Genomic DNA, 13,392 nt, shown 5'->3' on the forward strand with positions numbered 1-13,392 from the left:
AGGAGAAGAGGACATGATTCTGATCGTCGCTGAACACGCGGGTGGCAAGCTCGCCAAGTCCACCCTGGAAATGGTCACCGCCGCGCGCGACGTGGCTGCTGCGGGCCGCGAAGGCCCGGTCACCCTGCTCGTGCTGGGGCAGAACGTGGCGGGCGTCGCCACCGAGGCCGCAGGCTATGCCGAGCAGGTCCTCGTGGCCGACCTGCCGGGACTGGCTGCCTACAACCCCGAACTCTGGGCTGCCGCTGCCGCGCAGATCGCGCAGGAGGGTGAGGCGAATCTGGTCATCATCGGTGGCAGCCGTTCGGGCCGCGAGTACGCCCCGCGCGTCGCCGTGAAGCTTGACGCGCCGTACCTCGAAGACGCGACCCGGCTCGGCATGAACGGCGCGGCGGTGCAGGCCCAGCGCTACACCTACCTCGCCCGCGTGACCGAGACGGTCGAGGCCGAGGACAGCGTGGTCGTCGTGACGGCCAAGCCCGGGTCGTTCGCCCCGGCGCCGGCCGCCGCGAGCGCGGGCGAGCAGTACGATGTGGAACTCGACCTGCCGGCCTCCCGTGTGGAGGTCACCGGCCGCAACGTCGAGAAGACGAGCCGCGTAGCCCTTTCGGAAGCCGACGTGATCGTGACCGGCGGGCGCGGCGTGGGCAGCCCCGAGAACTTCGCGGCCTATGTCGAGGGCCTCGCCGACCGCATCGGGGCGGGCGTGGGCGCGACCCGCGCGGTCGTGGACGCGGGCTGGCGCCCCTACGCCGAGCAGGTGGGCCAGACCGGCAAGACCGTGCAGCCCGGCGCCTACATTGCCCTGGGCGTGTCGGGCGCGGTGCAGCACCTCTCGGGCATGGGCAAGAGCAAGTACATCGTGGCGATCAACAAGGACGCCGAGGCGCCCATCTTCAAGGTGGCCGACTACGGCATCGTGGGCGACATCAACCAGATCGTGCCCGCACTGATCGAGGCAGCCAGGAAGTAATCTTTCCTTGCGTCAGAGGGGCCTAGGCAGGTGTCGGGGCCCCTTCTGTTTTGTGGGGACGGCCTGACCTGACCAGGAGATACGGTGCATTTCTGACGGACGGGTCAGAGCTGTTCGCCGTCTGACGCACGCTCTCACGTCTCATAAACCCCCGCCCCTCAGCATGAGGGCATGAACCGAATCGTGATGAGCGCCCTGGTGTTGGGCGCGGGCATGGCCCAGGCTGCCGACCTCCGCATCTACCCCAGCTTCACCGAAGTTCGTCAGCCGGTGCAGAGTACGGGGACGGCCCTGACCGTCACGTTGCCGCAGGACACCTGGGGCAGCATCCTGTCGGGCAGCCTGTCGCTGGAGGGCCTGCCCTTCACGCAGGCGGTGCAGAGCCAGCAGGCCAACTGGCTCGCGGGTCTGGAAGGCAAGACGGTGTACCTCGTGCGCGAGGGCCAGGCGCCCGAGGCCGTGACGCTCGTTCGGGCCCGCGACCTGCTGGTCAGGGACGCGGCGGGCCGGTTCTTTACGGTGCGTTTCGAGCAGCTCCAGTTCACCGAGGCGCCGCCCGTCAATGCCCAGGCCCCCACCCAGACCCTGGTGTTCAGTCTGCCGGCGGCGGGCAGCGGCACCCTGAGCTACCTGACCCGCGCCGTGAGCTGGGCGCCGCGCTACACCTTGCAGGCCGGCGACGGCGGCGCGGCCCTGTCGGCCCTGGCCGACATCCGCAACACGACCGAGCAGCCCTACGACGTGAAGGCCACCGAGCTGTACGCCGGGGACGTGGAGGTGCAGGGTACGCCGCTGGCGCAGGAAGCCATGTTCGACGGCGCCCTCAGCCGGGCGGTCGCCGCGCCGATGGCCGCGCCCAAGATCGAGAGCCAGGGCGACCTGCGCGGGCTGTACCGCTACGCCCTGACCACGCCCTTCACGCTGCCGGCCAACAGCGTCATCACGCTGCCCTTCCTGACCCCCAAGCTCAGCACCTTCGAGCGCTTCGTGGGCCTGAACACCTACTTCGGCACCGGCACCCAGGAAGGCACCCTCAACCGCTTCTACCGCTTCAAGGCCGACCAGCGCCTGCCCGGCGGTCAGATGACGGTGCGCGAGGACGGCCGCATCGTCGGGCAGACGAACATTGGTGAGACGCGTCAGGGTGGACAGGTCGAGTTCGCCCTGGGCAACGACCCCGACGTCGAGTACACCCGCACGGTCCAGACCGTCACCCAGGTCAAGGACGCCAAGGGCAGCGTGACCAAGACGACCTACAAGGTCACCTACGCCTTCGAGAGCAGCAAGACCCGCGCCGTGCGCGCCGAGGTGACCGAGCGCGTGGGTGGGCGCCGCATCATCATCGACAACGCTGCGCCCACGCAGAACCAGGGCACCGCGACCCTCAAGGTAGACGTGCCCGCAAAGGGCAAGGTCAGCAAGAGCTTCACGGTCGTGGTCGACAACAGCTGAGGCCCCTCGCTGCGCGAGACCCTCTCCCAGCTGGGGAGAGGGGTTTTCTGCTACAAGATCCCTTCCAGGTACTCCCGCAAATCCGTCCGGATCGGCTGGAAATACACGTGCTGGCCCCGGTCGCGGGCAAATTGCAGGGCGGCGGCGGCGAGTGTACGGTTCCACTCCAGCGACAGGTCGAAGGAACGGGGGAACACCGCGTTGTTGCGCGAGCTCCAGTAGTTGGCCGAGCCCTCGGTGGTCACGTTGGTGACGCCCCACCACATCTCGGCGCCGTCGGGCAGCAGGTCGGCGTAGGTGTCCATCAGCCGCAGGTCGAAAAAGGGCTGTGAGAAGAAGCCCACCGCGCCCGCCTCGAGCTTGCGCTCCAGGTAGTCGCGCTCGCGGGCGAAGGACTGGCGGTACGGGTCCAGACCCGCGTACACCCGCACGTGCGGCAGTTCGCGCCGGAACCGGCGGATGGCGGCCTCGGCGTCCACGTTGTAGACCCGCCGCGTCATGTCGCTGGGGGCGTCGCCAGTGACGATCAGCACCTCGTCGATCTCGTGCGCGAGCAGCAGGCCCGACATGGGCAGCGGCTCCTTGGGGTTGAGGTCGATGGCACGGATGTGCGGAATGGCGCGCAGGTGCGGCCGCGCGAAGGCGCACCCCTCCCACGAACGGGTGGAAAAGCGCGTCAGGTCGGGCACGTTGACCGTGTCCACGCCCGGAAAATGCTCGCGCACGGTGGCGAGCTCGGCGCGCAGGCCCGAGCGGCTGCGCGGCACGAGTTCCAGGGAGATGCGGGTCACGCCGTTCCCCCGGCGCCGAGGGCCGACCCCGAAGCCGCCACCTCGGCAGGCAGCGGCGCGGCGGCCGGGTCGTAGGCCAGCAGCGGCCCCAGCCAGCGCTCGGCTTCCTCCAGCGGCCAGCCCTTGCGCGCGGCGTAGTCCTCGACCTGATCCCTGCCGATTCGCCCCACGGCGAAGTAGCGGGCCTCGGGGTGCGCGAAGTACAGCCCCGACACGGCGGCGGCCGGCAACATGGCGCACGAGTCGGTGAGACTCAGGCCGACCTCCTCCGCGCCCAGCAGCGCGAACAGGGTACGCTTTTCGGTGTGGTCGGGCTGCGCGGGGTAGCCCGGCGCGGGGCGGATGCCGTTGTAGCGCTCGCGGATGAGGTCGGTGTTGCCCAGCTGCTCGTCCGGCGCGTAACCCCAGTGCTCCCGGCGCACGTCGCGGTGCAGCTTCTCGGCGAAAGCTTCCGCCAGTCGGTCGGCCACCGCCTTGACCAGAATGGAGTTGTAGTCGTCGTGCGCAGCCTCGAACGCTCGGGCGAGTTCCTCTGCCCCGTGGATGGCGACGGCAAACGCGCCGATGTGGTCGGCTCCCCCGGCCACATAGTCGGCCAGCGCCACGTTCGGCGTGCTCTGCTCGCGCTGCTGGCGGAGGGTATGCAGGCGTGGGCGGTCGGGCAGGCTCCCGCGCCCGGCGGCGGCCTCATGGGTGCGGTGGTCCAGCGTCCCCTCGTGCTCCAGAGGTTCGAGGACGATGTCGTCGCCTTCCCGGTGCGCGGGCCACAGCCCGATCACGCCGCGTGCCTGGAGCAGTCCCTCGTCCACCACGCGCCGCAGCAGCGCCTGGGCGTCCGCGAACAGCTTGCGGGCCTCCTCGCCGCGCAGGGGGTCGGTCAGGATGTTGGGGTAGATACCCTTCATCTCCCAGGCGATGAAAAACGGCGTCCAGTCGATGAAGTCCAGCAGCCCCGAAATCGGCTGCTCGATGATCTGGCGGCCTGGCTGGCGCGGCGCAGGCGGCGTGGGGGCCGCCAGTTTCGGCGCACGTTCGCGCGCCTGCCCAATAGAGATCAGGCGCACCTGCCGCCCGCCGTGGCGCTCGCGCAGGGCGTCGTACTCGCCCCGGATGCGCTCGCGGTAACCCAGTTCGTCGGCCAGCAGGTCGGAGGTGGTCGTCACGGCGCGGCTGGCGTCGAGCACGTGCACCACCGTGCCCTCGTAGGCCGGGTCGATCTTGACGGCCGTGTGGGCGCGGCTGGTGGTCGCGCCGCCGATCAGCAGGGGCTGCTTCATGCCCCGGCGCGTCATCTCGCGGGCCACGCCCACCATCTCGTCGAGGCTGGGGGTGATAAGGCCCGAGAGACCGATCACGTCCGCGCCAATGCGCGTGGCCTCGTCGAGCACCTTCTCGGTCGGGACCATCACGCCCAGGTCTGTCACCTGATAGCCGTTGCAGGCCAGCACCACGCCCACGATGTTCTTGCCGATGTCGTGCACGTCGCCCTTGACGGTCGCCAGCAGCACCTTGCCCTTGCCGCCGCTCTCCTGCTGGTCGGCCTCCATGTAGGGCGTGAGATACGCCACCGCCCGCTTCATTACGCGCGCCGACTTGACGACCTGCGGCAGGAACATCTGCCCCGCGCCGAACAGGTCACCGACCACGTTCATGCCGTCCATCAGCGGCCCCTCGATGACCTTCAGGGGCGAGCCGAGTTCGCGGTACGCCTCCTCGGCGTCGGCCTCGACATGGTCGGTGATGCCCTGCACGAGCGCGTGTGTCAGCCGCTGGGCGACCGGCTGTTCGCGCCACGCGCTCTGGGCGGCGGCCTCGCGCTTCACGCCCTTGTAGCGGTCGGCCAGCGTCAGCAGCCGCTCGGTCGCGCTGTGTTCACCCGTACTGGGCCTGCGGGCCAGAATCACGTCCTCCACGGCGTCGCGCAGCTCGGGTTCGATGTCGGCGTACACGGCCAGCATTCCCGCGTTTACGATGCCCATGTCCAGCCCCGCGCGGATGGCATGGTACAGGAACACGGCGTGCATCGCCTCGCGCACGTGGTTGTTGCCCCGGAAGCTGAAGGACACATTGGAGATCCCGCCCGACACGAGCGCGCCCGGCAGGTTCGCCTTGATCCAGCGCGTCGCCTCGATGAAGTCCAGGGCGTAGCGGTCGTGTTCCTCGATGCCCGTCGCCACCGTCAGCACGTTGGGATCGAAGATGATGTCCTGCGGCGGAAAGCCGGCCTGTTCGGTCAGCAACTTGTACGCCCGCGCCGTGATCTCTTGGCGCCTCTGCAGGTTGTCGGCCTGCCCACGTTCGTCGAAGGCCATGACCACGGCGGCCGCTCCATAGCGCCGCAGCAGCCGCGCGCGCGCCAGGAACGTCTCCTCGCCGTCCTTGAGACTGATCGAGTTGACGATGGCCTTGCCCTGCACGCGCTTGAGGCCCGCTTCCAGAATCTCCCACTTCGAGGAGTCGAGCATCAGCGGCACGCGGCTGATGTCCGGCTCTCCGGCCAGGAGGTTCAGGAACTTGACCATGGCGGCCTCGCCGTCGAGCATTCCCTCGTCGAAGTTGATGTCCACGACCTGCGCGCCGTTCGTGACCTGCTGGCGCGCGATCTTGAGACCCGCGTCGTAGTCCCCGGCCAAGATCGCCTGCGCGAATTTGGGGCTGCCGGTCACGTTGGTGCGCTCGCCCACGTTCACAAAGTTGGTCTCGGGCGTGAGGGTAAAGGCTTCCAGGCCGCTGAGGCGCAGGTACGGCGTGCGCTCGGGGGCGGTGCGCGGCGGCAGGGCGCTCATGGCGTCGGCGATCGCGCGGATGTGCTCGGGCGTGGTGCCGCAGCAGCCCCCCACGATGTTCACCAGCCCCTCGCGCGCGAAGTCGGCCAGCACCGAGGCCGTGTGCTCGGGCGTCTCGTCGTACTCGCCGAACGCATTGGGTAACCCCGCGTTGGGGTGGACCGACACCAGCGCGCCCGTGTTCGCCGCGATGGCGCGCAGGTGGGGACGCAGCAGGTCAGCCCCCAGAGCGCAGTTCAGGCCGAGCGAGAACAGGCGGGCGTGCTCGGTGCTCACCGCGAAGGCCTCGGGCGTCTGCCCACTCAGCGTGCGCCCGGAGGCGTCGGTGATGGTCCCCGAGAGCATGACCGGCAGGCGGCGGCCCTCGGCGGCGAAGGCTTCGTCGCAGGCGAACAGGGCCGCCTTGGCATTCAACGTGTCGAACACCGTCTCCAGCAGGATGAGGTCCGCCCCGCCCGCCATCAGGCCGCGCACGGCGTCGGTATAGGCCTCGACCAGTCCGTCGTAGGTCACGTTGCGGAACTCGGGACGCTCGACATCCGGCGAGAGGGTTGCGGTGCGGTTGGTCGGGCCCACGCTGCCCGCCACCCAGCGCGGTTTGCCGTCCTGGGCCGTGAACTCGTCGGCCACCTCGCGCGCCAGCCGTGCGCCGGCCTCGTTCATGGCGTAGGCCAGGGCTTCGGTGCCGTAGTCGGCCTGTGAGATGGTCGTCGAGTTGAAGGTGTTCGTGCTGGCGATGTCGGCGCCCGCCGCAAAGTAGTCGCGGTGCACCTGGCGGATCACGTCGGGCCGGGTCAGTTGCAGCAGGTCGAAGTTGCCCCGGTACATCCGCAGGGGGTCGGCCTCCGGCCAGCGGAAGTCGGCTTCGGTGAGGCCCGCGCGCTGAAGCTGCGTGCCCCAGGCCCCGTCGAGGATCAGGATTCGTTTGTGCGCCTCGGTCCGGATATCCGGGCGGATGGTCTGCGTCGTCACGTCTACCCCTATAAAAACAGCCGCGCTGGGCGGCCTGGAAGCGTCTTGCGCGTCTGTATGAGCACCTCGGCGGCGTCATCGGGCTGGGCCATCGTTGCCGCTCGCGCCATCGTCGGCGCACCCACACGGGAACTTTTCTGGGGGCACCGCTGCCGAGATGAAGGCCGGTTGCCGCGTCGTCGGCGGGCCAGAAAATTCCCTCGGACGCCTCTGGATGACCGCGCTTTGGGGGCGCGATGGGGCCAGGATAGCGCGGGTGATGTGGGGGAAAAGTGGGGGTGGTTTAGCCCTCTGGCCGGGTCCGGCCGGACCATCCCCGCTTTTCGAGGGCGCGCAGGTCGGGTTCATCGGCGATGGACACCAGATAGCGTGCCGCGTCTTCTAGGGCCCGGTCGTCCGGCTGGCCTGTCCAGACGCTGATCCTGACCAGATGCCCGTACCCGGTGGTGTAATTTTCGGCCACGTCATCCAGCGCGAGGATGCGTTCTCTGGGGTAACGCGCCCGGATCCAGCCCGCGCGGAACTTGCGAGCAGGTTTGTGCCAGCCGTACTCGCCGTCCTCCAGCCGCCGGAGCGAGCAGCGCGAGCGGTCCCAGAGAAAGAAGGCCTGCCCGGCGAGGTCAAATCCGGTCTCGGCCTGTACGGCAGCCAGCCCGGCCTGCATCCACTCCCCGCTGGCCGAGGTCCACACGGCGAGGTCGTAGTGCTCGGCTACCTGCCGCAGGAACTCGCCGAGAAACGGGCGCAGGGCGAATGACAGCCCCTGCGCGGTGTCGTCCCCGTGCCACAGCGTCTCGTCCAGGTCGAGGACGAGCAGGGGGCGCGCTGGCTGTGGGGCCACCCCTAGACCCGCTGGGCTGCCCCCTCGCCCACGACCGTCGTCCACCCGCGCACCTCCCACGACTCGACCAGCCCGGCCTGCACGTAGGGATCGGCCTCGGCAAAAGCCCGCGCCCCTTCCGGCCCCTCGGCGCGGAACAGCAGTACGGCGCCGTCCATCGGGTCTTCCAGCGCGCCGCCCAGGAGCAGTTCGCCGCGTTCGGCAGCGGCCTGGGCGTGGGCGAGGTGCGCTCCGCGGTACGGGACCCGGCGCTCGGCGTGGTCGGCGTAGCGGAAGCGGTACAGCAGCAGAAAGTGGCGCATGGCCTCAGCCTACGGCCTGTCCGGGGCGAGAAACATGCCCACCTGGTACGGCTCACCCGTGCCCTGGCGGTTCAGGTAGGGAATGAGCAGGCCGGCCAGCTGGCGCTGCAAGGTGCGGGCCTCCTCAGGGCTCAGGGTGACGCGGTTCCAGCCGGCCAGGATGAGCGGCGCGCCGCGCGCCAGCGGCTCCCAGACCTCACCCGCCTCGGAGACGAATTCGTAGTACACGTCCCCGGCCGGCGTAAAACAGCTCAGGCTGCCCCAGCCTTCCCAGGTGCGGGTGTGCATCGCCTGTTCCAGATTGCGCTCGAACGCCTGTAGGCCCGCACCCCGGTTGGCTTCGCCCATCTGCTCGAAGGGCCGCACGTGGAAGGGCACATAGAAGGCGCCCGGCGCGCGGTAGTGCCGCAGAGCCCGCCCGGCGCGCGCCTCGCGGCGGCTCTCGCTCAGCAGGCCCAGGCGCAGATACCGCTGCACCAGTTTGTAGGCCGGAGTCAGGCCCAGACCCAGCGCGGTGGCCGCCTCGGTCACGGTGCACTCGCCGCGCATGAACGGGGCCAGGCGGCGCAACTCGGTCCGGTCGGTCACCACGGCGGCCTGGGCCGGGTCCACGACCGTGAGCGTGCCGGGCGGAAAGCTGCTTCCCTCGGGGCCTTTCATGGGAAGCAGGGTACGGTCTAGGGTCTGAGCATGAAGCGACTCGTTTCCCTGATGCTCTCGTTGACGCTCGGCGCCGCGCAGGCTGGCGGCGCCGAAGGAGGCGCGGCCGGCGTGCATTCACGCACCCTGACCCTGAACCTGGGTGGGGTGCCCAGCCGCGCCGAGCTGCTGCTGCCGGGCGGCGCGGCGCCGGCGCCCCTCGTGCTGCTCATCCAGGGCACCGGCCCCGAGGACCGCGACGGCAGCTACGCGGTGCCCGGCGGCGTGGTACAGGGGTCGCTGGGCGCCCTGGCCCGCCGCCTCGCCGCGCAGGGCTTCGCGGTTATGCGCTACGACAAGCGCTACGCCGCCCAGACCTTCGTGCCGGCCACCGCCCAGGCGGCCCAGACGGGCTACGCCGCCCTGACGATGCGCGACCTCCTGGCCGACGCCCGCACGGCCCTGGACACGGCTCGCCGCCAGCCCGGAGTGGAGGCGCGGCAGGTCTTCGTGTACGGCTGGAGCGAGGGCAGCGTCGTGGCCGCCTCGCTGGCCCAGGAAGCCGGCGCGCGCGGGCTGATCGTGCAGGGGCCGGTCGTGGCCGGCTTCGCCGAGACCTTTGCCCGGCAGTTCGCCACCACCGGGCTGGCCTACCTCACGCCCTATGCCCAGGGCGGCAAGATCGGCCTGGAGGGCGTGCTCTCGGCCCTGGGGGGACCGGGCAGCCCCCTGGCGAAGTCGCAGGCCGCGCTGCTGCTCGACCGCGAGAGCACGCCGCAGCAGCCCAAACTCGCGACCATTCTGGACACCGACGGCGACGGGCAGCTCGACCTGCGGGCCGAGGTCGAACCCAGAATCCAGGGGTTCTACGAACTCCTGACCGCGGCGTCGCCGCTCTACGCTCCGGCCACCTCACTGCCGACGCTGGGCCGACTGGCCCCCGAACTGCGGATGCCGGTCCTGATCCTCCAGGGAGAGAACGACGGCAACGTCAGTGCGCAGTACGCCCGGCAGCTGGATTCGGCGCTGCGGGCGGCCGGCCACGTGTCCCCGACCCTGAAGCTCTACCCGGGCCTGGGGCACTCGCTCGGCCCGGCCGCCGACCTCACCCGCGACGTGTTCGCGCCGATGGCCGCCCAGCCCATGAACGACATGGCCGCCTGGATGAAGGCGCAGGTGCGGCGCTGAAGAAGGGGCGCGGGCGAGGCTCCGCGCCTCAGCCTACCGTTCCCATCGCCGCTGGGTAGCTACCCAGAATTTTGGCGTAGCTGGCCTTGCGCAGCACGCCGGCCAGGGCCAGGGCCACCTGGGGATCGTCGGCGCGGCCCTCAATGTCCACATAGATGAGGTAGCTCCACGCGCGGTCGCGCCGGGGCCGGCTCTCGATGCGCGAGAGGTTGAGGCCGCGCAGTTCGTTCAGGGCCTCAAGCAAAAAGCCCGGCGTGTGCCGCACCGCGAAAACCAGGCTGGTCTTGTGCGGCGCGTCCGACGGCGCGGGCTCGTGGCGGGCCAGGGTCATGAACCGGGTGAAGTTGAAGGGCTCGTCCTCGACCTCGCTCTGCAAGACGTTCAGGCCGTACAGCTCGGCGGCGCGGCGGCTGGCGATGGCGGCCTCGTCGCGGGCGCCCCGCTCGGCGAGGTCGCGCGCACTCCCGGCAGTGTCGTGCGCGGCAACCGCCTGCCAACCGTGCCTACGGATGAGGCCCGTGCACTGGTCGAGCGCGGGCTGCTGGCTGTAGACCCGGCGCAGGTCGCCGAGTTCCACGCCCGGCAGCGCCATCAGGCAGTGCGAGACGCGCACGACCACCTCGCCGGTGACGTGCAGCTCGGTGTCGCTCAGGAGGTCGATGGCCTGGAGAATCGCGCCCATCAGGCTGTTCTCGACCGGCAGCACCCCGTAGTCGGCCTCGCCGGACTCGACCGCGCGGGCGACCTCGTGGAAGGTGGGGTAGCCGCGCGTCTGGCCTACGCCCGGCAGGGCGTTCAGGGCGGCGATCTCGCCGTAGCTGCCGGGGTTGCCCTGAAAGGCCACGGTGGGGCCGGCTGGTGTGCGGGCGGCCTGCCCGGCCGAGTCGGGGTCGGGGATGGCCTGCGGGGTCGTGGCCGGAACGCTCATGCGGCGCAGGCTAGCGCACGGGCCGCGCGCCGGGGCGGCCCCGAGGTAGACGTGCGCTGGGCAGGGGCCAGGGCGCCGCGCCGGCTGGGAAGCGGGGACAAGCATGGACCTTGCCCCAATGCCGGGGCCGCGCCCCTGCGGGAAGAGGGCTCTAGAGTGGGCCCATGCCGTTGCCCGTGCCCGACCCGATTCTGGACCTCGACGCCTGCGCGCTCTCGGCGGCCACCCGCCGGGGAGACCTGACCTGCCTGGAGGTGACGCTGACCTACCTCGCCCGCCTGGAGGCCATCAATCCCCGGCTGCGCGCCGCCCTAGCAGTCAACCCACAGGCTGCTGCCGATGCCGGGGCGCTCGACGCCCTGGCGGCCGAACAGCGCGGCGCGCTGCACGGCGTGCCCATGCTCATCAAGGACAACATCGACGTGGCGGGGCTGCCGACCACGGCCGGCAGCGCGCTGCTGCGCGCCCACGTGCCGGCCCAGGACGCGCCGCTGGTCGCCCGGCTGCGCGCGGCGGGGGCCGTCATCCTGGGCAAGGCCAACCTGACCGAGTGGGCCAACTTCATGACGCTGGGGATGCCCAACGGGTACTCCTCGCACGGCGGTCAGACGGTCAATCCCTGGAATGAGCCCGGTGGGCCGGCGCACGACACGGGAGGCAGTTCGTCGGGCAGCGGCGCGGCGGTCGCGGCGCGGCTGGCCGCTGCGGCCATCGGCACCGAGACGAGTGGCAGTATCGTCAGTCCGGCGCACCAGAACGGCGTCATCGGCCTCAAGCCCACGCTGGGACTCGTGCCGCGCACGGGGATCGTGCCCATCAGCCACAGCCAGGACACTGCTGGGCCAATCACCCGCAGCGCCCGCGACGCCGCCCTGATCCTGGGTGTGATCGCCGGCCCCCACGCGGCCGACGAGGCCAGCCGGCGCTTCGGGCCGCTGCACCTCACCCTCGACCCGTGGGCCCTTTCGGGGGCGCACCTGGGCATCGTCAGTGACGAGCCGGGGCTGAGTCCGGCCGAGCAGGAGGCCCTCCAGACCGTGACGAAGGCCCTGCGCGCGGCGGGCGCGGCCCCGCACGATTTCGCGTGGCCGGCGCGGGCGGCCGACGGAGCCGGGGGCTGGCAGCTGGAGGTGTTGGTCTACGAGTTCCGGCCGGGGCTCGACGCCTACCTGGGCGGCGTGACGGACGGCCCGCGGTCGCTGGCGGAAGTCGTTGCGGCGAACGACGCCGATCCGGCCCGTACCCTGCGCTACGGCCAGACGCTGCTGCACGCCGCCCAGGGCACGCGCGGCGACCTCTCGGAGAAGGCGTACCGGCAGGCCCGCGAGCGTGACCTGCGGCTCTCACGCACCGAGGGCTTCGACGTGCTGTTCGCGCAGGGCCTCGCCGCCGCCGTGTTTCCCGGCATCCGGGGCTGCGCCGAGGCGGCGCGGGCGGGCTATCCCAGCGTGGCGGTTCCGGTGCCACTCGCGCGGGGCGGCCGGCCCGGCGGCGTGCTGCTCGTCGGCCCCGAGGGCAGCGACGCCCGGTTGCTCTCGATCGCCTCGGGCCTGAACCGCGCGCTGGGTGGTGTGCAGTTCCCACCCGACTGGGCCGTGGATGAGGGCGACAGTGAACCGGTGAGCGTGCCGTAGGCATTTCATGCTCCGGCGCTGCGGCGCTTTTGGTCCCTCATGATCTGTGCAGGGTCCGGGAGACACGCAGCAGCCACAGCTGAAGACATAGAGGCCCGGTCTAAAGAGACGGCTGGTAGGCCAGCGCCCAGCGGACATGGCTTGCACTCGGCCGCGTGGGCGGTTAGAGTGGCAAGCTGCATGGACAGGGGCGGTTAGCTCAGCGGTAGAGCTTTCGCTTTACACGCGACGGGTCGGGGGTTCGAATCCCTCACCGCCCACCATGAACATGCAGGCAGGACAGCAGAAAGGCCACCTTCACGGGTGGCCTTCGCTCTGCGTACACCGGCTGGATACACCTCACGCCGTTTTCCCAGGGGTTCTGTGACGTGGCCTTCTCCGTGGCGGCTTTCTATGGCACGGAGTAACACAGGTCGGTCCGCCCGTCCCGGGTCTTGACGCAGTCGACGTACTCCTCGCCTTCCTCCGGTTTTCCCTTCAGGACGGCGAGAAAGCTCGCGTCGCGCCGGTAGGCCAGGGCCGCGCGACCGTCGAGTGTGGGGGGCTGGTCAGGTTTGAGGTTCGGAAATTCGAGGTTGTACTGCCGCGTGCCGATGGTCAGGGCGACGTACTGCGCGCCCGCGCCGTAGCCGGGACTGACCACGCACGGCGCGCGCAGCGACAGCTTGCCCGCGGCGAAGACGTAGCAGATGCCCAGGCGGTCGGGGTTGGGCCGCGCCGAGGCGGCGCCGAGGAGACACAGGGCCAGAAGAGCGGAGCGCCGGTTCATGCCTGTACATAACACGCCGGCGGGGTCGCCGGGACAGGTTCCGGGAAGCCTGCACGCGCCGGAAGTCTCAACGATTCGTGGGGACGGCATGGGGGCCAGGGCCAGAGTCTGCGGCGT

At 70.5% G+C, this 13,392-nt stretch carries 11 protein-coding genes and 1 tRNA gene; 5 read left to right on the top strand and 7 right to left on the bottom strand.

Annotated elements, in window-relative coordinates:
* Positions 1–13 precede the first annotated feature (13 nt).
* Positions 14–973 carry an electron transfer flavoprotein subunit alpha/FixB family protein gene (locus ASF71_RS08000; protein WP_056297711.1) on the top strand — a complete coding sequence of 320 codons (960 nt, stop codon included), beginning with the start codon at positions 14–16 and terminating at the stop codon, positions 971–973.
* 171 nt (positions 974–1,144) lie between these two features.
* Positions 1,145–2,425, top strand: coding sequence for a DUF4139 domain-containing protein (locus ASF71_RS08005; RefSeq protein ID WP_056297714.1), 1,281 nt, complete (start codon positions 1,145–1,147; stop codon positions 2,423–2,425).
* A 50-nt stretch (positions 2,426–2,475) separates the two neighbouring features.
* Here the strand turns inward: ASF71_RS08005 and ASF71_RS08010 are convergent, their stop codons facing one another.
* The 5 genes from ASF71_RS08010 to ASF71_RS08030 form a co-directional block, all read right to left on the bottom strand.
* Positions 2,476–3,216 carry a methylenetetrahydrofolate reductase gene (locus ASF71_RS08010; protein ID WP_056297716.1) on the bottom strand — a complete coding sequence of 247 codons (741 nt, stop codon included), beginning with the start codon at positions 3,214–3,216 and terminating at the stop codon, positions 2,476–2,478.
* On the bottom strand, positions 3,213–6,974 hold the full coding sequence (gene metH, locus ASF71_RS08015; protein WP_235514231.1) for a methionine synthase: 3,762 nt from the start codon (positions 6,972–6,974) through the stop codon (positions 3,213–3,215). Before metH ends, ASF71_RS08010 begins: the two co-directional genes overlap by 4 nt.
* Before the next feature lie 283 nt (positions 6,975–7,257).
* Complete coding sequence (locus tag ASF71_RS08020; protein ID WP_235514232.1) at positions 7,258–7,815, bottom strand: HAD family hydrolase; 558 nt, start codon at positions 7,813–7,815, stop codon at positions 7,258–7,260.
* A gap of 2 nt (positions 7,816–7,817) precedes the next feature.
* Positions 7,818–8,117, bottom strand: coding sequence for a YciI-like protein (locus ASF71_RS08025; protein WP_056297722.1), 300 nt, complete (start codon positions 8,115–8,117; stop codon positions 7,818–7,820).
* A 9-nt stretch (positions 8,118–8,126) separates the two neighbouring features.
* On the bottom strand, positions 8,127–8,777 hold the full coding sequence (locus ASF71_RS08030; protein WP_235514233.1) for a hypothetical protein: 651 nt from the start codon (positions 8,775–8,777) through the stop codon (positions 8,127–8,129).
* Positions 8,778–8,807: 30 nt separating this feature from the next.
* Between ASF71_RS08030 and ASF71_RS08035 the strand changes: the two genes are divergently transcribed.
* Entirely contained in the window at positions 8,808–9,944 is a 1,137-nt protein-coding gene (locus tag ASF71_RS08035) for a S9 family peptidase (RefSeq protein ID WP_156372671.1), read from the top strand.
* Positions 9,945–9,972: 28 nt separating this feature from the next.
* Here ASF71_RS08035 and ASF71_RS08040 read toward each other — a convergent pair whose 3' ends face one another.
* Positions 9,973–10,872: a prephenate dehydratase gene (locus tag ASF71_RS08040; protein WP_156372672.1), complete on the bottom strand. Its 900-nt coding sequence runs from the start codon at positions 10,870–10,872 to the stop codon at positions 9,973–9,975.
* Positions 10,873–11,036: 164 nt separating this feature from the next.
* Here ASF71_RS08040 and ASF71_RS08045 point away from each other — a divergent pair, with 164 nt between their 5' ends.
* Complete coding sequence (locus tag ASF71_RS08045; protein WP_056297731.1) at positions 11,037–12,506, top strand: amidase family protein; 1,470 nt, start codon at positions 11,037–11,039, stop codon at positions 12,504–12,506.
* A gap of 188 nt (positions 12,507–12,694) precedes the next feature.
* A tRNA-Val gene (locus ASF71_RS08050) sits at positions 12,695–12,769 on the top strand.
* Positions 12,770–12,897: 128 nt separating this feature from the next.
* Here ASF71_RS08050 and ASF71_RS08055 read toward each other — a convergent pair.
* Positions 12,898–13,275 (bottom strand): hypothetical protein, encoded by a 378-nt coding sequence (locus tag ASF71_RS08055; RefSeq protein WP_056297734.1) that lies wholly within the window; start codon positions 13,273–13,275, stop codon positions 12,898–12,900.
* Positions 13,276–13,392 lie beyond the last annotated feature (117 nt).

The sequence above is a fragment of the Deinococcus sp. Leaf326 genome, assembly GCF_001424185.1.
In the GTDB taxonomy this organism is placed as follows: domain Bacteria; phylum Deinococcota; class Deinococci; order Deinococcales; family Deinococcaceae; genus Deinococcus.